The following is a 21,951-nucleotide window of genomic DNA, read 5'->3' on the forward strand; positions in this document are numbered from 1 at the left end:
GAAGCTTTTCAACTAGAGCTTCAAAAGGGAATATCTTGATTAGAATAAGCACCTAGAGTGACATCTTTAACTCTAGCAAGAAGTTGCTCAAAAGTAGGATTAGAAGATAAATCAGAACGCATAACCAAAGTGTTAATAAAAACACCAATAAGGTTTTCTATGTCAGGATGATTACGGTTAGCAATAGGACTACCAACCAAAATATCTTCACTTCCACTGTATCGATAAAGAAGAGTTTGAAAAGCAGCCAACAATGTCATAAACAAAGTTGCAGAATTGTTTCTTGATAGCTGTTGTATTTCTTTTAATAACTTACTAGGTAATACTTTAAGAAATCTTCTACCAGCAAAAGTCTGGATAGGTGGACGAGGTTTATCTATAGGTAGTTGTAAGGGGGATAGTTTACCAGCTAGCTTTTCTTTCCAATAAGCAAGTTGTTTTTCAAAAACTTCTTCTTGCATCCATTGTCGTTGCTAATAGGCATAATCTGCGTATTGTATTGGCAGTTTTGGGAGTATTTCTAATATTTGTTCTATAGATTGGGAGTAATTTTTGTAAAGAACAAGCATTTCTTTTATCAAAATGCGTACAGACCAAGCAGCACTAATGATGTGGTGCATTACAGTTAACAACACATATTCTTGATGGTTTAGTTGAACAGGTGTAATTCTTAATAATGGTAAAACGGATAGGTTAAAACAATATCGAGACTCATTTAGAAGTAATTCTGCTTGTTTTTCTTCTTGCTCTTTAATAGAAAGGCTAGTTAAGTCAACTTCATTAATAGTTAATACATTATTTTCTAAAATTAATTGATGTGGAATGCCATTTATTACATTGATAGATGTACGCAAAGCTTCATGCCTTTTTATTAGCGCATTAAGGCTAATTTCTAGGGCTTTAATATTCAAATTACCTTGTATCTTTAATGCAAGAGGGATGTTGTAATGAGGCGTTTCAAGCTCTAATTGTTCAAGAAACCAAAGGCGTTCTTGAGAAAATGAGAGGGGTAAATTTACATTTCGTGGGACAGGTGAAATAGAAGGTATTTTAATATTTTGCTTTGTTTGATTTGCTTCATCAATCCTTGCTGCTAGATTTGCGATTGTAGGAGCTTCAAATAGGCTACGCAAAGGCAATTCAACCGCAAAATTACTTCTTAACCTTGAAATCAATTGTGTTGCAAGCAGTGAATGCCCTCCTAATTCAAAAAAACTTTTGTTTATGCTTACTTGTTTTATATTAAGCAATTCTATCCATATACCTGCTACTAATTCTTCAGTAACTGTTCTTGGAGCAAGATAATCTCCTTCTAACTCAAGGTTATAAAAGTCTATCGTTGGGAGTGCGCGGTAATCTATTTTATGATTAGGCGTTAATGGTAAAGAATCCAAGTATATAAATGCTGTTGGAATCATATAATCTGGCAAGATTTCTTTAAGAAAGTTTTGTAATTCAGATGCTAGGGGTTTTTTCTCTGTAGCTGTAACAACATAAGCAATTAGACGGAGAGTTTTATCTTGTTTAGTTACAACAACAGTTTCGCGGACTGTTGGATATTTTAATATTGCTGACTCTATTTCACCTAATTCAACACGATAGCCACGAATCTTTACTTGATTATCATTACGTCCGATATACTCAATATTCCCATCTGTCAAGAAACGTGCTAAATCTCCAGTTCGATAAAGGCGCGAACCAGGTTCTAATGGGTTTTGGATAAATTTTTCAGCAGTCAACTCAGGATTTGCTAAATAACCTCTACTAAGAGAATTGCCACCTATAAATAATTCTCCTACTACACCTGTGGGTAAAGGTTGAAGGTATTTATCTAAAATATAAATTTTAGTACCTTCAATAGCATAACCTATTGGTAAATTCTGTGCTTTATAGCTTTGAGTTAAGTTAAGCTCACAACAGCTAACAGCAATAGTTGCTTCTGTAGGCCCATAGGTATTAAGCAAGCGGATTTTACAATATTGTTGCCAATCTACTAAACGTTCTGCTAATGCTTTTTCACCTCCAATAATCACTAAGCGCAAAGTTGAAGGTAATAATAAATTTTCCTCTTTAATAGCTAAAACCATTTCATGCCAAAAGGCTGTAGGCAAATCTAAAACGGAAATATTCCATTGCAAACATTTTTCTAGAAAGTTTGCAACAGACACAATCATTTCATCATTACGTAAAACTAAAGTAGCTCCAGACACTAGAGTTGGATAAATTTCTTCTGCACTTGTGTCAAAATTAATTGAAGCAAATTGTAGAACTTGATCACTTGAAGTTAGTTCAAATTGCTTTATTGCTTGTGTAATGTAATTTACTACAGAAAAATGCTCTATTAAAATCCCTTTAGGATTACCTGTAGAACCTGAAGTATAAATAACATAAGCAAGATTAGTTGGAAGAATGCTTAAATTAGGGTTTTCTTCACTTTCTTTTGATATTAATGTTAGATCTGAGTCTAAACAAATTAGTTTAACTTGCTTAGGTAATATTGATGTTAAATTTTGTTTAGTTAAGATAATTTTTATTTGTGCATCTTGCACCATAAAAGAAACACGGTCTTTAGGATAATTAGGATCTAGTGGTAAGTAAGCTCCACCTGCCTTAAGGACGGCTAATAAACTAATTATCATTTCAAATGAACGTTCAATAGATATTCCTACTAGTGTTTCAGGTGATACTTCTAATTTAATCAAATAATGTGCAAGCTGATTAGCACGAAGATTTAGCTCGTTATAAGTAAGCGGTTTATTTTCAAAAATTATTGCTATTGCTTGAGGAGTTTTAAGAACTTGTTGTTCAAAAAGAGTATGTAAACAGCCTGTAGATGCTTGTTTTTCGGCTCCGCTGTATTTTAAGAGGATTTCTTGTTTTTCTACTTCTGTTAGTAGAGAAAGAAAAGAAATATGTTCTAAAGGATTTAGGATTATGCTTTCTAGCAAAACAGAAAAATGTTTTGCCATTTTAATAATGGTTGATTTATCAAACAAATCGCTATTGTATTGCCAGGAGGTTAATAACTCTCCATTGTGTTCTACAGCCATTAAGAGAATATCAAAAGGGGTGGCTCTTTGTTCTAAGGGGTAAGACTCTACAAGTAATTCACCAATCTTCATATGCGCCCCTGCTTCACCTAAAACAAAGGGAGCAGTCTCTACTAATCTATGTGGTTGTTGAAGAATAAACATAGTTTGAAAAAGTGGTGGGCGACCAGCATTCCAATTTAGGTGAAGACGATCAGCAATTAAGGCTGTAGGAAAATCTTGGTTTTCTAAAGCACTTAAAACAACTTCTCTTGTTTGTAAGAGAAAGTCTTGATAAATAGGATTATTAGAAAAATTTGCACGTAAAGGTACAGGATTAATAAAATAGCCAATAGTACCCGTAAATTCTTCTTGAGTACGGCCAGCCATTGGAGAGCCGATAATAATATCTTCTTGTCCACTGTAGCGAAAAAGTAATATCTCAAAAATACTTAATAGCACTGTGTATAAAGTAGTTTTTCTAGTATTTGCAATAATTTTAAGTTTTTGGGTTAATTGAGCTTCAATCTTACTTGCATAAGATGAACCATTATGAGTTTGGATAAGTGGTCTAGGTCGATCGGTAGGTAGATTTAATACAGCTAGATCGCCCTGTAAGGTTTTTTGCCAATATTGCCATAACTCATTACCTCTTGGACTATCCAACAAATTGTTTTGCCACCGTACATAATCACTATATTGTGCAACAGGTTCTAGCAATGTTGAATTTGCAGAGTTTGAGTAAAGAAAACCTAACTCATCAGCAAATATATTAAGTGACCAAAAATCAATTGTGATATGGTGGAAATTAAGTAAAAGTATGTGTTTTCTTTCATTAAGACTAAATAAATAAGCCTTCATTAGTGGCCCTTGTTCCAAATTAAATGGGGTAAGGGCTTTTATTGCTATTTGTTGGTTAAGATACTCTTCTGACCAGGTTTTAGCATCGATATTATCAAAACTTACTTTATGTAAAGATACTTGCCTAATAGGTTTTTCTGATTCTAATTTATAAGCTGTTCTTAAAGAATCATGTCGGTCAACAAGTGCTTGAAGTGATTTATTTAACAAGGTTACATCTAGATTAGAATTTATTGCTACAGCAAAGTAAACATTATGTGCTGTAGTTTCTGGAGCAAGTTCTTGCAAAAACCAAAGAGCTTTTTGATTATGAGAAAGTTCTAGTAGCTGGTTTTCTGATTTTGTTGCTTTATAGAAACTTGGTTGGGTAGTTTTTGTATTTAGGTTTGGGTAGGCTAATATTTTTCTAAGCAAATCTATAGCTAAATTGTTAATATTGTTACCTTGAAGCAATTTTACTATAGGAATATTAATAGTTAGATTATGTTCTAACCGGTTTTTTAGCTCTAAAGCAACTAGCGAGTCAATACCCATATCAGTAATGGATTTTTCAACGTCTATGCGTGTTGGCGCAAGACCTACCACTTTTGCTACTTGTTCACGCAAAAAATTTACTAATATTTCTACCTGCTCATTTGAATTACTAGCTAATATCTGTTGTTTTAGATTAATAGTATTTACTTGTTGTGTAGAACTATCATTTCTACTAAAGGTAATTTCAGAGAAAAAAGGAAGGTGTTCTGTTTCAGGATAGGCTTCTCTCCATTGTAGCCAATTTATAGGCATAATACTAATTTGGGGCAAATCAAATGAAAGTAATTGTTTAAGTATAGTCATTGCTTGAGTTGGATTGATGCTATTCATTCCACGCAAAGTTAATCTAGCACCTCGGCCAGGTCTAGCAGCAAGACCAACTTCTGACCAATGCCCCCAATTAATACTTAATGCAGGCAGGTTTTCTGATTGTCGATAATGTGAAAGTGAATCTAGAAATGAATTAGCCGCAGCATAGTTAGCTTGTCCAGCAGAACCTAAAAGGGAAGAAACCGAAGAAAATAGAACAAAAAAGTCTAAATTATTATTTTTTAGCAAACAATGTAGTAACCAACTGCCCCAAATTTTTGGTAGAGCAACGGCTTTTAGCTCATCTACTTGCATACTTGATAAAGTTTTATCTTTTAATATACCTGCTGCGTGTATGACTCCCTTTATGGGCGGCCATTCTTCTGCTTGGTAGTCTTCAAAAAAAGTTTTAAGAGCAACTTCATCAGAAATATCTAAGCTAACAATGTCAACTTTAGCACCTTCTGCTTCCATTTCTTTTATAGCAGCAATTTGTTTCTTTAATTGATTAGATCCTTGAATATTTTTCCATTCTTTACGCTCTGGTAATTTAGTACGACCTAATAAGATCAGGCGAGATGCACCTTGAGAAACCATCCAACGAGCAACTACTAACCCAATATCACCTAAACCCCCAGTAATTAAGTAAGTTGAATCTTTTCTTAACAACAATGATTGTTTACTAGTTACTTGCTTACGTACAAGTCTTGCTACGTAGCGTTTATTTGAATATAAGGCAATCTGAGTCTCTTTATTAGGTTGATAGATTTCCTCTAAAAACATATCTAGGGAATTTTTTGTGTCTATAGGGTCTAAATCTACTAATCCTCCCCAGTAAGCTGGAAATTCCTGTGCAATAGTTTTACCTAATCCCCATATGGGCGATTGAGAAATATTAATTGGGTAGTTTTTTAGAATTGGTTGTGTACCAGAAGTAACTAACCATAAACGAGGTGATAAAAGCCACTTTTCTTTGGCTATTGCTTGAATTAAGTATAAGACAACTTCACAATTAATTTGTTGAATCTGTTGAAGATCTGAAGTATTTAGTGGTAATGAGCTTAGATCAAGACACCACAAATAAATGATAGCTTGTATTGTAGTTGATGAATTATTTGAAGAACTTAAAATATAATTAATTGTTTCGCTATCAGTTGGAGACAATTCCCATTCATTGGAACTTTTTTGACAAGATTTTTGTGCTTTTGAAATTAAAATTACTTCTTGGTCTTGAGACTTTAATAACTCTGATAGATTGTCACCTAAACCAGCTTTATCAACAAAAATTAACCACTTTCCTTTAATGTTTTCTATATTATTTTCTAATATTTTAGGAACATTTTTCCATTCTATTTCATATGCTGAATTAGCTAATGATAATTCGCTAAGATCTTCTTTTTGCAAAGCTTGTAGGGATAAACCAGATATTTGTGCAACCAAAGAACCATCATCATTGTATAAATCAATATTACCTTTTATGGACAGTGACTCTAAAGATAGATCACTATCTAAGTAAGATGCGCCCATAATTTTCTTCCAATTTCTCCTAGAAGCTTTATTTCTTTAACTGAAATAGGTACAAAAGCTTTTGTATTATTATTGATTTCTTGGTCAATAATTGTAGCTCCAAGACTTTGGAAACAAGCATCTAGCAGTGATGGATGGAAAATATATGAAGTGCTATCTAAATTAGAAGGTAGGTCTATTTCAACAAAAGCTTGGGATTTTCCCTTCCAAATTTGATTTATTGCTTGAAATGAAAGACCGTAGTCTAGCCCATAGTTTTGTAATTTTTCATAATATTCTTTACCACTTATGTTAAGTTGGCACTGTTCTAAAATTTCTTCTTTCTTGATTTGGGCTAAACTTTTCTTTGTTGTTAAGTTCTTAGAGCTTACCTTACAACTTAAGTGCAAAATCCACTCTTCTTTTTCATCGTTTTCTTTAGTATTACAGCTAAAAATCTGAAAAGTTTTTTCACCATTTGCATTAGAAGAGCAAATGGTTTCTAGCAAAATATTTGCTTCTAAAGACAAAAGTAAAGTTTTATGTAAAGTAATTTCAGTAAGCTTAAAGTCGCTAGCTATTTGAGAAGCGGCTTTTAAGCACATTTCTATGTAAGCTGCCGCAGGTAAAACAACTTCTCCTTCAATACAATGGTCAGATAAATAAGATATATTATTTAGTGTATTTTCCCAGAAAGGTTGAGAGGATTTTAATCTTTGGCCTAATAATGGGTGATAACTAGATGTTTGTTGAAAAAATTGTCTTTCTAAATATTTTGTTTTTTTAGTTTCTAACCAACATCTTTCATTTTGCCAAGGGTATAGAGGTAATTTTACTAGTTTTCCAGTAGGGTAAAGTTTCTTCCAATCAATTGGATAACCAATAGTATAAAACTTTGCTAAAGTTGATAACATTGTAATGGACTCATTTTCTTCACGTCGCATAGAAGAAAAGAGATAAACTTCTTTTGACAAATGTTGGAAATTCTGTTGGATACTACTTAGTAAAATTGCATGAGGACTTATTTCTATAAATATATTATAATTATCTTGTGCTAGACAATTAATTGCATCAGAAAAAAGTACAGGTTCTCGAAGATTACGTCCCCAATATTCAGCATTAAATTTAGTAGTGTAAGAAAGTTTGCCAGTGACAGAGGAATATATAGGTATTGTAGCGGGACGTGGGCGGATAGTTTTTAACTCTTCTACTAGGTGTGTGCGTAAAGGATCCATTTGTGGAGTATGAGAAGCAACATCTACTTTGATAAAACGACAGTAAATATCTTGGTTTTGTAAGCTTTCAATTAGCTCTTTTAAGGCATCAGTATCCCCACCAATAACAGTAGATTTAATACTGTTACTAGAACTAATGTAAAGTTTACCTTTGTAACTTTCTATAGCTTTAGTTGCTTGCGTATGTGAAAGCTCTACAGAAGCCATTGACCCTTTACCACTTGCTTGCTTCAATAATTTACTACGCAAACAAATTACTTTTACAGCATCAGCAAAACTTAAAGCTCCTGCAACATATGCTGCTGCAACTTCACCCATGCTATGACCAACAATTGCGCTAGGAGTAATACCCCAGGAATGCCATAATCCAGCTAATGCTATTTGGATAGAAAAAATAGTTGGTTGAATAATTTCTATATCTTCAAGTTTGGCTTGTGGTTCATTTAATTGTGTTAATAATGACCAAGCAAAATATTTGCTAATTTCTTTATCACATCGCTCAATTAGCGAACGAAAAACAGCTTCTTGTTTTAAGAGTTGTTTTCCCATTCCTATCCATTGTGAACCTTGTCCAGAAAAAACAAACACAAGTTTATATTTTAGATTTAGATTTTCAACACCACTAAAAACAAAATCAGAATTTTCACCTTTAAGGAAAATTTCTAGCTCTGCTCTTATTGCTTCTATGGAAGTGCCAACTACAACAACACGATGACTACGATGGCTACGTCTTACAGCACTACTATAACAAATATCATATATACTATCGCTTGTATGCGTAAGCATATTTTTGTATTGTCTAGCTAAATCTTTAACTGCTTTTGGGTTATGGGCAGATATTGTTAATATTTGTGTTTGGTTACTAGTAAAGCTTTCATTTCTAGGCAATATAGGTGACTCTTGCAAAACAACATGGCAATTTGTTCCTCCAAAACCAAATGAGCTAATTCCAGCAATAGCAAGGTTTTCTTCTTTAGGCCAATCAATCAACTCTGTTTGTACTTTTAATAAAAGGTCATGAAAAGGAATATGAGGGTTTGGAGTTTCAAAATTAAGGCTAGGGGGGATTTTTTTGTGTTTAAGTGAAAGAGATGTTTTGATAAGCCCTGCTATACCAGCCGCTGATTCTAAATGTCCAATATTGGTTTTAACCGAACCAATTAAACATAGTTGGTTTGGTGGACGATTGTTTGCTAACACACTACCAAGGGCTTTTGCTTCTATTTGATCACCAAGAAATGTGCCTGTTCCATGAGTTTCAATGTATTGAACTTGTCCAGGTAATATATTTGCGGACTGGTAAGCTTGTTTTAGTACCAATTCTTGTGCTTGTCGATTTGGAGCCATTAAGCCATTACTACGACCATCTTGATTAATGCTAGCTCCAAGAATAACTGCATATATTAAATCATTATCTAAAATAGCTTTAGAGAGAGGCTTAAGAATTATTACTCCAACTCCTTCACCACGAACAAAACCATTTGCTTTTGAGTCAAAAGCTTTGCATTGTCCATCAGGTGACATCACGCCAGCTTTAGAAAAATTTATGGTGATATCTGGAGATAAAATTAAATTAACACCCCCAGCAATTGCTAAAGGGGTTTTACCTTCCCAAATATTTTGGCAAGCCAAACTTACTGCAACTAGCGAAGAGGAACAAGCTGTATCAATTGAAATACTTGGGCCATGAAGATCTAAGAAATAAGAAATTCTATTAGCCGCAATACTCATAGCATTGCCTGTAGCAGCATAAACATTTATAAGAGTAGGATCACTTAGTTGTGTTCTAGCATAGTCATTACTGGAAATACCAATAAAAACCCCTGTTTGTGAACCTGTTAATGATTCTAAATCTTGTCCAGCATCTTCTAACGCTTCAATAGCAACTTCTAATAAAAGCCTTTGCTGGGGATCCATATTAGCTGCTTCACGTAAGGAAATACTAAAGTAGCTATAATCAAATAAATCTATATCTTCAAGAAATCCACCCCAACGAGTATTCATTTTTCCAGGAGAGTTTGGATCTGGATCATAAAATTTATCAATTTTCCATCTATTGGAAGGAATTTCCTTGATTGCATTTATACCATTTTGTAAAAGCTCCCAATAATCCTTTATATTTTTAGCTCCAGGAAAGCGGCATCCCATTCCAACAATTGCAATAGGCTCATAGTTATTTTTTTTATTACTTAGAACTTCAAATTCTTTTACCTTTTCATTTGCAAGATTATAAGAGAGGTTTTCTATAGTAGGGTAATCCCAAAGCAAGGTGGGAGAAAGTTTACGCTTAAGCCATTGTTCTAATTCACCAGATAGACTTAGTGCCTCACGTGAGCCTAAACCATAGTTTAGAAATGGCTCACGTATATTAATTTCTTTTTGAGATGTTTTTAAGAGTATTGATAATCGTTCTATAAGCCACTGCTGAATTTCTTGAGAAGTTATAAAATGAGAATCTTTATCAACAAAAGAATCTGTTAATAAAGGGGCATTTTTATCATTATTTTGCATGTTTTTACCTTTCAAGAATGCTAATTATCAAAATCAAGAAAATTAGCAATACAAATGCTTATAAATGCTTATTGATTGCATTCTAGAAATACTATTAATAATACTTAGCATTGATTATAAAATAGAATATTTACGTAATTTAATTACTGGGTTATTAGCTAATAACTAAAATTTTATCTAAGAACTTTATTATAAATTTTATAAACTATGGATAATTTTTATTTATTTTGATCTTTAAAACAGGATTTTTAGAAATATTCGCTCCACAATATTTCTAGTTTATTGTTTAAAAAACCTTCTCGACAAGCATGACGCTGAATTTTACCACTAGAAGTTTTTAGAATAGATCCAGCTTTAAGTAATAATATTGCATAAACAGGCAGATCATGGTTTTCTGAGATTAGTTTCTGAATTTTACTAATTACATCATGTCCTGAAAAGGGTTGAGGGGATTTTGGGTCTCCAATAGGATCAGCAGCTTCTTCACGTAGTAATAAAATTTCTTTAAGTGTTTCTGATTTTTGGCTATCACGTTCAAAGCGACGTTCAATTTCTGCCATTACTATAAGTTTTTCTTCACCATTATGCTCAATAGCTATAGCAGCACAAAACCCAGGACGAATGGAAGGGTGGCTATTTTCAACTGTCCATTCAATATCTTGTGGATAATGGTTTTGGCCGCCAACAATAATTAAATCTTTAAGACGACCTGTAATGAAAAGTTCTCCATTTTTTGTAAAACCTAAATCACCTGTACGAAGAAAAGGCCCCATATTTGTGTCAGAAGTAAAAGCCTGGAAGGTTTGTATATTTTGCTCAGCTTTATTCCAATAACCTTGAGCAACACTGTCACCTTTTACCCAAATTTCACCAATCTGTAAGTCTTGAAGTTGTAGTTTTGTATCTGGGTTAACAATAATTACTTGTTGTTGAGAAGTGCATTGACCAGAACTAACTAAATATTGGTGATTTTTATCTTGGCTATCAACTTCTACTACGTAACCTTGCCTTAGTTTTACTCTATCAACACAACAAATATGATTAATATATCCACCTGTAACAAATAATGTTGCTTCTGCTAGTCCATAACATGGAAAAAAAACCTCACGGCGAAACCCGCAACTCTTAAAAGTTTGATAAAAGGCTTCTAATATTTCTAATCTGACAGGTTCAGCACCATTAAAGGCTACTTCCCAACAGGTTAAGTCAAGTTGGGATATTTGCTCTATGGATAATTTTCTACAGCAATAATCATAAGCAAAATTAGGCCCACCACTTACAGATGCACGATAATTTGAAATAGCTTTTAGCCAGCGAAAAGGCTGTTGTACAAAATCTAATGGAGAAATAAATATAAATGGGTATCCTGTATAAATAGGCTGAATAATATTACCTATTAGACCCATATCATGATAAAAGGGAAGCCATCCAACCCCTATAGACTTTTTTGTTTGCCTAAAAGCTGTTTGGATTAAGGCTTCATTATTGAGTAAATTACCATGACTAACCATTACACCTTTAGGTGTTGATGTTGAGCCAGAGGTATACTGCAAAAAAGAGAGGGTATTAATATCAATATTGGGCAATTGCCATTCTTCAGCCATTTTAGGGTTTATTTGGTTGGTAGATAACCAAAGTATTTCTGAAAGAACTTCATTTTCAGAAAGAGCAGGTTTAATAGCCTTAGCAATTTGTGAGGTAGTAAGAGCTATTGCAGGTTGAGCATCTTGAATAATTGATAGTAATTTTGGCAGATTCCGGCTCATTCGTGCTGGATGCGGTGGATAACATGGAACTGCTATAACGCCAGCATATAAACAGCCAAAAAAAGCAGCGATAAAGTCCAAACCAGGTTGGTATAACAATAATGCTCGTTCACCTTCTAGATGAAATTTCTGTAATTCTGCGGCAATAGCGCGAGCAACACTATCAAGCTTGCCATAAGTAAAATAGTCTTGTTCTAGATCGTTTTCTCCTAAAAATGTATAAATTTTTTTCTCTGGATTTTCTTGTGTTCGCATCCTTAAAAGGTCAACTAAAGTTGAATACATATATTTGATTAAGACCACCTTAACTGGAAATTTAAAATTAAGAGATAAGAGTTATTTTTCTTAACTCTATATAATAATTAGGCATAAAAATAAATTTGAAATGTATAAATTAATGCACACCAAGACCTTAGACACAAACAACTATTAATTTTAGAGTAGTTTAGATAGTTTATAGTGCTGATTTTATATTAAGCTAAAGTATTAAATATTTTAAATTATTGTAAAATGGTCTAAACAGGTTACTTTTAAACAATATCCATTTCCTAAATTTTTAAGGACAAAATGGACTTAAAAGCAAGATACTAAATAAATAATAAAGTATTTTTAATAAAATTATGGGAAAATTTTCTAGGTACTGGATTTTATGACATGTTGGTAATCATCTGCAACTTAAAACTTGTGAACCTAACATATTAAGATAAATAGCTGACAAAAACAAGAAAGTTTATTTAGTATTAAGTACTTTGTTTACAATGTATTAAGTTTATAAATTAAAGTTAGAGTATTTACGTAAAGCTAATATTTTTGATGTATTAAGTTTTATTTTCCATTTGTTTTTGTTAGCTTATTTATTGACTTGCAGCACTATATTTGCCAAACTTTATTTTTAATTTTTTAATATGCCATAATTAGTATAGGGTTTTACATGAAAATAGTTAATGAAAATTTAATAAATTCTATTATAAAAAAAGCATATTTTTATCTTCCCAAAATATTGTTATCATTAATTTTAGTAATAGAAATTTCACCTTATTCTTTTACACAAGTAAGATTAAAAATAGATGATTTAAAGCCCAAAAAAACAAGATTAGATTTAGACTCTATAAGTACCTCAACACGTCTTAATTTAGATTCTACTACAGGTACAAAAACCAAGGTAAACTCCTTAACACGTCTTAACTTAGATGAATATGGACAAAAATTAAATATAAAACAAATTGGAGAATCCTCTGTACAAACTACTATGTATGTAATTGATTTATCTATTGATGAGTCTGGAAAAAAGCCTATTAAAAGAACTCTTTCAGAATGGGAACTGCTTACGGAAAAAGCTAATAAGATTATAGATAAAGAGATTATAGGGGATTCTGATATAGAAGAAGCTGTAAAATTATATAACAAAGCTTTGGAACTAAATCCTAAAACAATACTTCCTTATCTTGGGTTAGGTTATGCACATTTAAGAGTTCGTAATTTTGAAAAATCAGTCTTTTATTATCAAGAAGCAACAAAACAAAACCCTAAAAATATTGAAGCTAAGACTAATTTGGCTGTAGCAATATACTACACAGGCAAAATAGATGAAGCTATAAAAGAATATACAGAAGCTTTAACGCTCAGTAAAAATTTATCTCCAGAGTTAAATTTTAATTTAGCTATAGCCTAAGCACACAAAGGCAATTTTGAAGAAGCTATTGAACATTATAAGAAAGCTTTAGCACAACAGAAAAATTATGCAGAAGTTTACAATAATTTAGGTTTAATTTATGAAGCTAAGGACGATGTTGAGTCTGCCACAAATAGTTTTAAGGAAGCTATTAAATTAAAAAAGGGAAACTATCCTTTAGCTTACTATAATTTAGCTCGATTACAAATTTCTAATAGAGATTATGGTAATGCAGTAAAATCTCTTACGGCAGCTATTGAGCAAAAAAAAACTTTTTCACAAGCATATCTAACTTTGGGTAATGCCTATCTTTTACAAGCTACAAGCGGGCAAGATCTTAAATTAGAAGATATAGATTTAGCTATTAAAAATTATCGTCAAGCAATAGAACTTAATAATAATTTTTATCCCTTAGCACATGAAAACTTAGCTATTGCTCTTTCACAAAAGGATGCTGACAAAGAAGCTTTTGCTGAATTTAGGTTAGCTGTAGAACAATATGAAGGTAAATGTCCTAAAACTTTTAGTAATTTGTTAGCTACTATTGATAAAAAAAATAAGTCTCCAATTTATCTTATAGGAGATGAATTAGCTGATAGAGATAATCCAAGTAGCCTAAAACGTAGGTATAGGGATTTGCAGATATTAAAGAAAAATGCAAGTAATTTAGACCAAGAGTATAAAACACAATTACTTGAAAATTTAGAAGAGTTTTTGCAAAACTATCAAAACCTAGAGGATGAAGACAAGAATTTAGCCGATATTCGCTTTTGTGCAGGGCGTATTTATTTGGTTACAGGTGAATGGCAAGAAGCTATTAATGAATTTGATACAGGATTAAAGCTATCTGGAAATAACGATAAAGAACTGTTAGTTTGGTTAAAATCAACTTTAGAGTTATTATTTTATTTATAAATAATATTGTGTAAGTTAAAAATAGTAAAATAAGTTTGAGAGTCTATTTTCTGGATTATTCTCAAACTAAAGGGGGTGGTGCTTTTGCCCTAAAAGCGGTTTTTTGCACCTAATAAAAAACGATGAATCCTTCTGAAACAAAAGTAGGCGTTGGAACAGTTATAGACAACAAATATAAGGTTGTTTCTTCAATGGGTCAGGGTGGAATGGGGGAGGTTTTTAAAGTTGCCCATATTCATTTAGGAAAGATTTTTGCCTTAAAAGTTGTAAAATTCCAAGATGTAGATGCTGACATCCATAAAATAGTGAGGTTTAATCGTGAAGCTAAAGTCTTAGCCAAACTTCAACACCCAAATATTGTTATGATAACAGATTTTGGGGTTATCAATAATAAAGTACCTTATCTTGTAATGGATTATATTGAAGGTATAACTTTAAGAGAATTAATAAATAATAAAAAAGTTATTGGTTATGTAGAAGCTCTTGATATCACTAAACAAATTGCAGCAGGTTTATACCAAGCACATATCCAAGGAATTATACATAGAGACTTAAAACCTGAAAATATAATGATTCAGCAACTGCTTGACGGCCAAATAATAGTTAGAATACTAGACTTTGGCATCGCTAAAATTGTTTCTAAGGAAGAAGGAGAAGTTAATATTTCTAAAGATGGATCTTTAGGCACGCTTAAGTATATGTCCTATGAGCAAGCTATGGGAGAAGAGGTAGACTTACGGACAGATATTTACTCGTTAAGTTTAATACTTTTTGAGATGATAACAGGTAATACCACTTCTTTTATGCTAGATGATGCTAAAATGGCTCATGAACTAGTAAATAACTTGCCTTATGAAGTAAGTCAAATTATTCATAAAGGACTTTCTAAGTTTGCTGATAAAAGGCAACAAACCGCTTTGGAATTAAGACGTGAAATAGAAGCTTTTGAAATGGGTGTAAGTTTCGATGATTTACTTCAGAAAAATTCCAATATGAGTAATTTGATGGATAAACCTAGTAGTAAGCAAACTAAAGAGTTAAAACAAAATCGTACAAATTCTTATAAACTTATTTCAAATACTCATGAAGGAAAGAAAACAAACAAGGCTGGAGAAAATTCTAAAAATTCCAGTAGTGGTGAAATTAATAAAAGTGTAGAAATTACAGCAGATACTAACAAAAAATCTTTTGGTAAATATAAAATACTATTAATAGCCCTATTTTTTGCTCTTGGAATATCATTGAGCATTTATCATTTTGTGTTTAATCAAAAAACTGGCAAAGAGGAAGTTAAGAATACAGTAAAGGTTGATCCCCCTATGTTAGTTTCTATTAGCAGTAATACTTTTAATATGGGATCAAATAAAGGTAAAGATATTTATGCTAAACCAGAGCATTTAGCCTCAATATCTGTTTTTTATGTAGCTAAAAAAATGGTGACTAATCAAGAGTATGCTGAGTTTATTAAAGATACCGGACATACTCCCCCTGTGTATTGGCAAGAAAAAAAACCTCCAGCTTATGTAATAAACCAACCTGTAACACAAGTAAATTGGAAAGACGCTACTGCTTATTGTGAATGGCTTTCTGAAAAAACAGGTCATAGCTTTAGGTTACTTTTAGAAAAAGAATGGGAATACTTAGCACGAAATAAATCTAAATATGATATAGATATACTAAATGGTTTTTCGGAGTGGACAGGTAGTTCTTTGCAAGCCTACCCAGATGCTACTAAAGATTTAGCTCAAAAGATAGAGGCCGCAAATAAAGAGAAAGATAATAAAATTAAGATTTTTCGAGGCATTAATGAAGAATCAGAAAGTGATCCTACAACATTTCGTTTGTTTCAAATAGACACTTTTACTAATGAAAAATTAGGCTTTCGAGTTGCTCGTAATTGAAATTCTGGATTTGAAATTTTTTATTTAATAGGCTTCAATATGATGCAAAATGAAAAACTATCACGGTATTAAGATTTCTTTATATTAATTGTTGCTATACTAAATTTCGTAATTTTTGCCAAACTCCAAAATAATTATTTATATTTAACAAGAAGGGAGTACAGAAACTTAATGTTCTATATCTAAGTTTCTAAGTTAAAAACTCTATGGTAAAATCGGTACGTTTTTTCTTTTTGTCTGTAACTATTATATTAGCGATTTTAATTTTTGGTAGCCATCAAGATATTTTTGCTCAAGCTGGTACAAGTTCCGCAGATTTTATTGGCACTATAACAGATGAACAAAAAAATATTATTAGTAATGCTGAAGTTACAATTAAAGACCTAAAAACTAATTTAAGTAGAGTGGTTGCCACAGATGAAAAAGGTAGTTATTCCATTAGGCAATTAACTCCCGGTAAATATGAAATAAGAATTCAAGCTGATGGTTTTCAAAGCTATGTACAAGAAGTTTTACTGCAAGTAGGGACAATCGGAGTAGGTAATATTTCTCTTAAAGTTGGGCAATTAGAAGATGTAGTAGAAGTAAGTGCTAATGCTGGTGTAATAGAAAGCAATAAAACAGAAAGTAGCTCAAATGTTGATGCTAAAGCTATTACATCACTTCCTATAAACAAACGTAATTTTTTAGATCTAACACTTACAGCACCTAGGGTTAGAATTGATCGTACCCCACCACAAGGTGTTGCTACTAACTCTGGTTTTTCTGTAAACGGCCAATCTGCTCGCTCTAATAACATAACAATTGATGGCTTAGATAATAATGATCTTGGTTCTGGTATTCCCCGTTCAGCATTTAGCCAGGATGCTATACAAGAGTTTCAAATAGTTACAGATAATTATTCAGCGGAATTTGGACGGGCTGTTGGTGGAGTAGTTAATATTATTACTAAAGGCGGTGGTAATAGTTTTAATGGAAGTAGTTTTTTCTTCTTTCGGGATGAGAGCATTGCAGCACGCGATTCTCTTGCGCCATTTAAAACTCCATTTGAACAATATCAAGCTGGTATTATCCTAAGTGGCCCGATTAAAAAGATAAAGCTTTTTCTTTACTTCTTTTGAACGTCTTTCACTTAAACAAGGTGTTGTTGTAACTGTAAGTGACCAAGTAATAAATGCTTTTCGTCGTCAAGGCTTCCAAGAAAGTAATGGATCTGTACCTAGTGGAGTTGGTAATACTTCTTTTTTAGGACGCATTGATTACCTATTAACACCTAATAATATTTTTAATGTACGATATAATTATGGTGGTTCTTTTGACGGGGCATTTTTGCCATTTTTTGGGGCCCGCACACAAAGCGCAGGAGGTACACAATTATTAAATGATAATTCTGTGGCTATAAGAAACACATATATAAATACAAAACTAAATCTTGTTAATGAAAGTCGCTTTCTCTATAGCCGTAGAGATCAAGATATTTTTGCTAATGGTGATTTTGTAGGTATAACTTTAATTACTCCTGAGGGTAGCATACAAGCCGGTTCTGGAACTATTCTACCTAACCCAAGCATAGAAAACATATATCATTTTGTAAATAATGATTCACTAAAAAAAAGCCGTAATCAAATAAAATTTGGAGTCGATTACATACGTATTACTGGAGAAGGTCGCGTACCAATAGTAGAAAAAGGTGCGGCTCAGTTTGAGCCAATAGATTTTGCAGCTTTAGCTGGAATGCCTGGACTTCCTTTTTTTACTGCTTTAGAAGCCTTTGATCCTGCTTCACGTACACCTATTCAACGTAGTTTTTTACAATTTGCTTCTGCTGCACTGCCGGGGATGTTTCCAGGATTTCCATCCAATTTACCCTTAGTTGATTTGCCAATACCATTTGGCTATACACAGGGTTTTAATACTCAAGACCTAGTACCAATTGAGGCTAACCTTTTTTCAACATTCTTTCAAGATGATATTAAGTTAAAAGATAATTTATTAATAAAAGTAGGTTTACGTTATGATCTTAATCGGGTTAAATTAACCCCCAATAATAATGGGAATATCAGTCCGCGTATTGCTTTTTCCTACAATATTAAACCTAATTTAAATATACATGGTAGTTATGGACTTTTTTTTACTGTTCCATTAATTGGCCCAGTTGCTAGTACCCAACCTTTAGAGCGTAAACTTTTATCATTACCTTTTCCATTTTCAATAGTTCCATACTCATTACCTAATAATAGGTTTCCAATTACCTCAACATTACCTTCAGGTGTAAATTTTCAACCTCAGTTTGGAGTAGAAACAGTTTTTGAAAAAAACTTACGTAATGGATATGCACAGCAAGCTAATTTTGGTTTTGACTACTTTTTTGACCAAAACACCGTTTTTTCTGCCTCATATGTAATGGTTAGAGGAATTAAAGTTTTTGGAGTACGTAACATAAATCCTGTTGTTCGACCAGTTCCTAACGATCCTTTACAAAACGTAATTACAGGGCGAGTTGACCCTAGTCGTGGAGAAATCAATCAATTTGAATCAGCTTTTGATAGCTACTACCACTCTCTAACTTTAACAGCTAGAAAAAAATTATCTAACCGAATAGGATTTCTTGCTGCTTACACTTTTTCAAAAGCAATAGATAATAGTGTAGATTTACTCCCAGACCTACAAGAAATACAAGATCCTCTAAATATAGGAGCAGAACGCGCTTTAAGTTTGCAAGATGCTCGTAGCCGGTTTGTTCTTTCTGGTGTTTGGCAACTTAGCTATAGTAAAAATGTACTGTTACGAGATTTTGAAGCTTCTACCATTCTTAATCTAGAATCAGGGCGGCCATATAATCTACGTGCTGGTGTAGACTTAAATAATAATGGTGATGGGGGAGTTGCTGATAGACCGCCAGGCGTTCCCCGTAACGCAGGCAAAGCACCAGGTTTTGCCAATCTTGATTTTAGACTAACACGCAATGTTAAGCTCAAGGAAAGTATTAACTTGCAAGCCACAGTTGAAATTTTTAATGTATTTAATCGTCTTAATGTTCGTGGGCAAAATCGCTTTTTCCCTCCTGACTCTAACGGAAATTTTAATTTACCAGCACAAAAAGACGGATTTTTTGTTTTGCCACCTTCACGCTTTTTTAATACTTTTGCACCAAGACAGTTTCAACTTGGCTTAAGAATTATGTTTTAGGCATAGTTGCAGATATTTATGTTATTACGACAAAGAAATTACGCTTTGCTATGGAGTGGTAGATTGGTATCAATGCTTGGTGATTGGGCTATTGATATTGGTCTACCTTTCTATATCTATGATATAAGCGGTTCTGCTTTAGCAACTAGCATAGCCTTTGTTGCTCCAGGATTGCCAGGTGTTTTATTTGCTTCATTAGCAGGGGTAGTTACTGATCGTTGCTATAAATACCGTAAAGAACTAATGGTTCTTTCTGATGTACTCAGGGCTGTTTGTTTGTTACTTCTTCTTATTGTTAGTTCAACAAAATGGCTTTGGTTACTTTTTTTAGCTGTTTTTTTAGAAGCTACTGTATCTCAACTTTATATAACCTCACTTAAATCTTTAATACCAGAAATTGTTGATAAAGAAGATTTGGTTGAGGCTAATTCTTTAGACATTATCAATGAGTCAATTACTAGCTTAATTGGCCCTTTGTTGGGTGGGTTTTTAATGCTAAAAGCTGGATTAAATACAGTTGTAATATTTGATGTTTCAACTTACTTAATTTCTGCTGTAATGCTTTCCTTTATTAAACTTTCTCCACAACAAGAAATACCTCAAAATAAACTATCTTTTAATTTGTCAGCCGTAAAAGTTATTTTTGATGAATGGCTAGATGGATTAAAACTAATGAATAAAGACCGTATCACATCAGCAATATTTGTAAATACAGCAACTGGTATGATTGCGGAAGGAATAATTTATTTAATATTAGTTATTTTTGTAAAAGAAGTTTGGCAGGGTAGCACACTTGAATTAGGCTGGCTTGCTACTTCACAAGCTATAGGTAGCGTTATTGGTGGTTTAATTTTTATGAGAATAGGAAGTTCTATACCTTATAACTACTACTTAAGTTTTCCTGCTATTTTTGGAATATTTTATATAATTATAGTACAAATACCTGTTTTTAATTTTGCATTATTTCTTACTGGACTAGCTGGAATGCTGCTTATAGGTACTATTATTACAGTACATACTTTATTACAGCAAGTAGTTGCAGATAAATTTCGAGGGCGAATTTTTGGTGCTTTTAATACAACTTGTTCAGTTTTTCGGATAGTAGGATTTTTATTAGGAACTTTACTTGATAGTTTATTTGGGTTTAAGATTGCTCTACTTATAGGAGCGGGTTTTTATATTTTATCTGGTTTATCTTCTGTTGTAATGTTAGGAATAAATAAGGAAAAGGTAGGGTATTTAAGCCAAGAGGCTGCTAAATCTAGTGAAGAAATAAGTTCCTAGTTATTCATGGCGAAGAGATTCGATTGGGTCTAATGAAGCAGCACGTCTTGCAGGAATAAATCCGCTTACTAACCCAACAAGAATAAGTATTATAGTAGCAGTAATAACAACATATGGAGATATTACCATTTGAATATCAGCTTGTTTTGTTTCGTCTTCTAAAAGAGCAGCCAAAAATGGATAAGACCCAATATATTTAACTATAAAATAAGAGCATCCTATGCCAACCAAACCTCCAATAAAAGTTATTATTAGTCCTTCGGATAAAAATTGAAATAATATTTGCCAACGAGTTGCCCCTAATGCTTTGCGTATGCCTATTTCAGAGATACGATCCTCTACTGAAACTAACATAATATTCATTACTCCTACACCACCAACAATTAATGTAAGTGTGCCAATAAAAATAAGTACCACTTTTAACCCAATACTAACAGCATTAAGCGCGTCTGTGGATTCTTTTGAATCAATTCTAGAAATAGCTCGATCATCATCTGGCTCAAAACGATGTCTATTAGCTAGAACACCTATTGCTTGCTGGAAAGTTTGTTGATGTTGTTCAGTGTCTTTTGTTTGAATAATTAAGTTTTCTATATATTCTCTATGCCATAATTGTTTGACAGTTGTATAAGGAATAAAAGCAGAGTAATTATCCGGGCCACGATAAGTAACGATTTGAGGTTTTACTTTTAGGACACCAATCACTGTAAAGGGAAGCCCTTTAATTTTGACTTCTTGCCCTACAGCAGGGCCATTACGAAAAAGTTTACGTGCAAGAAAAGCACCTAAAAAAACAACACGCTTATGTTGTTTTACATCTTCATCATTAATAAAACGCCCTTGAGCAGGTATTTCTTGGCGCATAATACCATATTCTGGAGAAACGCCACGAACAGTCATAAAAATTGATTTATTGCCGAACGCTATTGGCAAAGTTTCAATATATTCAGGACTAGCATATTTAATAGAAGGTAACTCTTTTATAGCAAAAGCGTCTTTTTCTTTTAATTTTACTCGTCGACCAGCACGTTCTCCACCAGCTTGTTTGCTGGTTTGACCATCCCACATTATTACTGTGCCATCAGTATAAGCTCCATGCATAGAATAATCTAATGCTTTATTTAACCCATCACCATAAGTCATTAGTATGATTACGGTGATAATACCCCATGCTATACCTAGTATACTTATTAGAGCATGTGTTCCATGACTTATTAATGAATAGATTGCTTGCAAAAA

11 protein-coding genes and 1 pseudogene are annotated in these 21,951 nt (G+C 32.8%); 7 read left to right on the forward strand and 5 right to left on the reverse strand.

Features of this window, described 5'->3' with window-relative positions:
* Positions 1-20: 20 nt before the first annotated feature.
* The 4 genes from IPK14_03055 to IPK14_03070 form a co-directional block, all read right to left on the reverse strand.
* Positions 21-461, reverse strand: a complete 441-nt coding sequence (locus tag IPK14_03055) for a hypothetical protein (GenBank protein MBK7992412.1) — start codon at positions 459-461, stop codon at positions 21-23.
* 12 nt (positions 462-473) lie between these two features.
* Positions 474-6,260, reverse strand: coding sequence for an amino acid adenylation domain-containing protein (locus IPK14_03060; protein ID MBK7992413.1), 5,787 nt, complete (start codon positions 6,258-6,260; stop codon positions 474-476).
* Positions 6,242-9,985, reverse strand: coding sequence for an acyltransferase domain-containing protein (locus tag IPK14_03065; GenBank protein MBK7992414.1), 3,744 nt, complete (start codon positions 9,983-9,985; stop codon positions 6,242-6,244). The genes IPK14_03060 and IPK14_03065 overlap by 19 nt, the downstream gene beginning before the upstream one ends.
* 248 nt (positions 9,986-10,233) lie before the next feature.
* On the reverse strand, positions 10,234-12,036 hold the full coding sequence (locus tag IPK14_03070) for a fatty acyl-AMP ligase (protein ID MBK7992415.1): 1,803 nt from the start codon (positions 12,034-12,036) through the stop codon (positions 10,234-10,236).
* Between the two features lie 646 nt (positions 12,037-12,682).
* Here IPK14_03070 and IPK14_03075 point away from each other — a divergent pair.
* From IPK14_03075 to IPK14_03105, 7 genes and pseudogenes are all read left to right on the forward strand, one after another.
* The gene (locus tag IPK14_03075) at positions 12,683-13,423 is read left to right on the forward strand and encodes a tetratricopeptide repeat protein (GenBank protein ID MBK7992416.1); all 741 of its coding nucleotides are present in this window, start codon (positions 12,683-12,685) and stop codon (positions 13,421-13,423) included.
* Positions 13,424-13,519: 96 nt separating this feature from the next.
* Positions 13,520-13,693: pseudogene (locus IPK14_03080) on the forward strand (hypothetical protein).
* A 24-nt stretch (positions 13,694-13,717) separates the two neighbouring features.
* The gene (locus tag IPK14_03085; protein MBK7992417.1) at positions 13,718-14,338 is read left to right on the forward strand and encodes a hypothetical protein; all 621 of its coding nucleotides are present in this window, start codon (positions 13,718-13,720) and stop codon (positions 14,336-14,338) included.
* Positions 14,339-14,460: 122 nt separating this feature from the next.
* Positions 14,461-16,239, forward strand: a complete 1,779-nt coding sequence (locus IPK14_03090) for a protein kinase (protein MBK7992418.1) — start codon at positions 14,461-14,463, stop codon at positions 16,237-16,239.
* 206 nt (positions 16,240-16,445) lie between these two features.
* Positions 16,446-17,360 carry a carboxypeptidase regulatory-like domain-containing protein gene (locus tag IPK14_03095; GenBank protein ID MBK7992419.1) on the forward strand — a complete coding sequence of 305 codons (915 nt, stop codon included), beginning with the start codon at positions 16,446-16,448 and terminating at the stop codon, positions 17,358-17,360.
* Between the two features lie 208 nt (positions 17,361-17,568).
* Entirely contained in the window at positions 17,569-19,428 is a 1,860-nt protein-coding gene (locus tag IPK14_03100) for a TonB-dependent receptor (GenBank protein MBK7992420.1), read from the forward strand.
* 18 nt (positions 19,429-19,446) lie between these two features.
* The gene (locus IPK14_03105; protein ID MBK7992421.1) at positions 19,447-20,712 is read left to right on the forward strand and encodes an MFS transporter; all 1,266 of its coding nucleotides are present in this window, start codon (positions 19,447-19,449) and stop codon (positions 20,710-20,712) included.
* Here IPK14_03105 and IPK14_03110 read toward each other — a convergent pair whose 3' ends face one another.
* Positions 20,713-21,948: an ABC transporter permease gene (locus IPK14_03110; GenBank protein ID MBK7992422.1), complete on the reverse strand. Its 1,236-nt coding sequence runs from the start codon at positions 21,946-21,948 to the stop codon at positions 20,713-20,715. It abuts the gene before it with no gap.
* Between the last annotated feature and the right edge of the window lie 3 nt (positions 21,949-21,951).

The organism is Blastocatellia bacterium (assembly GCA_016713405.1).
Classification (GTDB): domain Bacteria; phylum Acidobacteriota; class Blastocatellia; order Chloracidobacteriales; family JADJPF01; genus JADJPF01.

What these genes read in the sequence shown, in the direction of transcription:
- IPK14_03060 (MBK7992413.1), bottom strand. Translation starts at nt 6,260, where the DNA reads ATGGGCGCATCTTACTTAGATAGTGATCTATCTTTAGAGTCACTGTCC.
- IPK14_03105 (MBK7992421.1), top strand. Translation starts at nt 19,447, where the DNA reads ATGTTATTACGACAAAGAAATTACGCTTTGCTATGGAGTGGTAGATTG.
- IPK14_03095 (MBK7992419.1), top strand. Translation starts at nt 16,446, where the DNA reads ATGGTAAAATCGGTACGTTTTTTCTTTTTGTCTGTAACTATTATATTA.
- IPK14_03070 (MBK7992415.1), bottom strand. Translation starts at nt 12,036, where the DNA reads ATGTATTCAACTTTAGTTGACCTTTTAAGGATGCGAACACAAGAAAAT.
- IPK14_03075 (MBK7992416.1), top strand. Translation starts at nt 12,683, where the DNA reads ATGAAAATAGTTAATGAAAATTTAATAAATTCTATTATAAAAAAAGCA.
- IPK14_03065 (MBK7992414.1), bottom strand. Translation starts at nt 9,985, where the DNA reads ATGCAAAATAATGATAAAAATGCCCCTTTATTAACAGATTCTTTTGTT.
- IPK14_03090 (MBK7992418.1), top strand. Translation starts at nt 14,461, where the DNA reads ATGAATCCTTCTGAAACAAAAGTAGGCGTTGGAACAGTTATAGACAAC.
- IPK14_03055 (MBK7992412.1), bottom strand. Translation starts at nt 461, where the DNA reads ATGCAAGAAGAAGTTTTTGAAAAACAACTTGCTTATTGGAAAGAAAAG.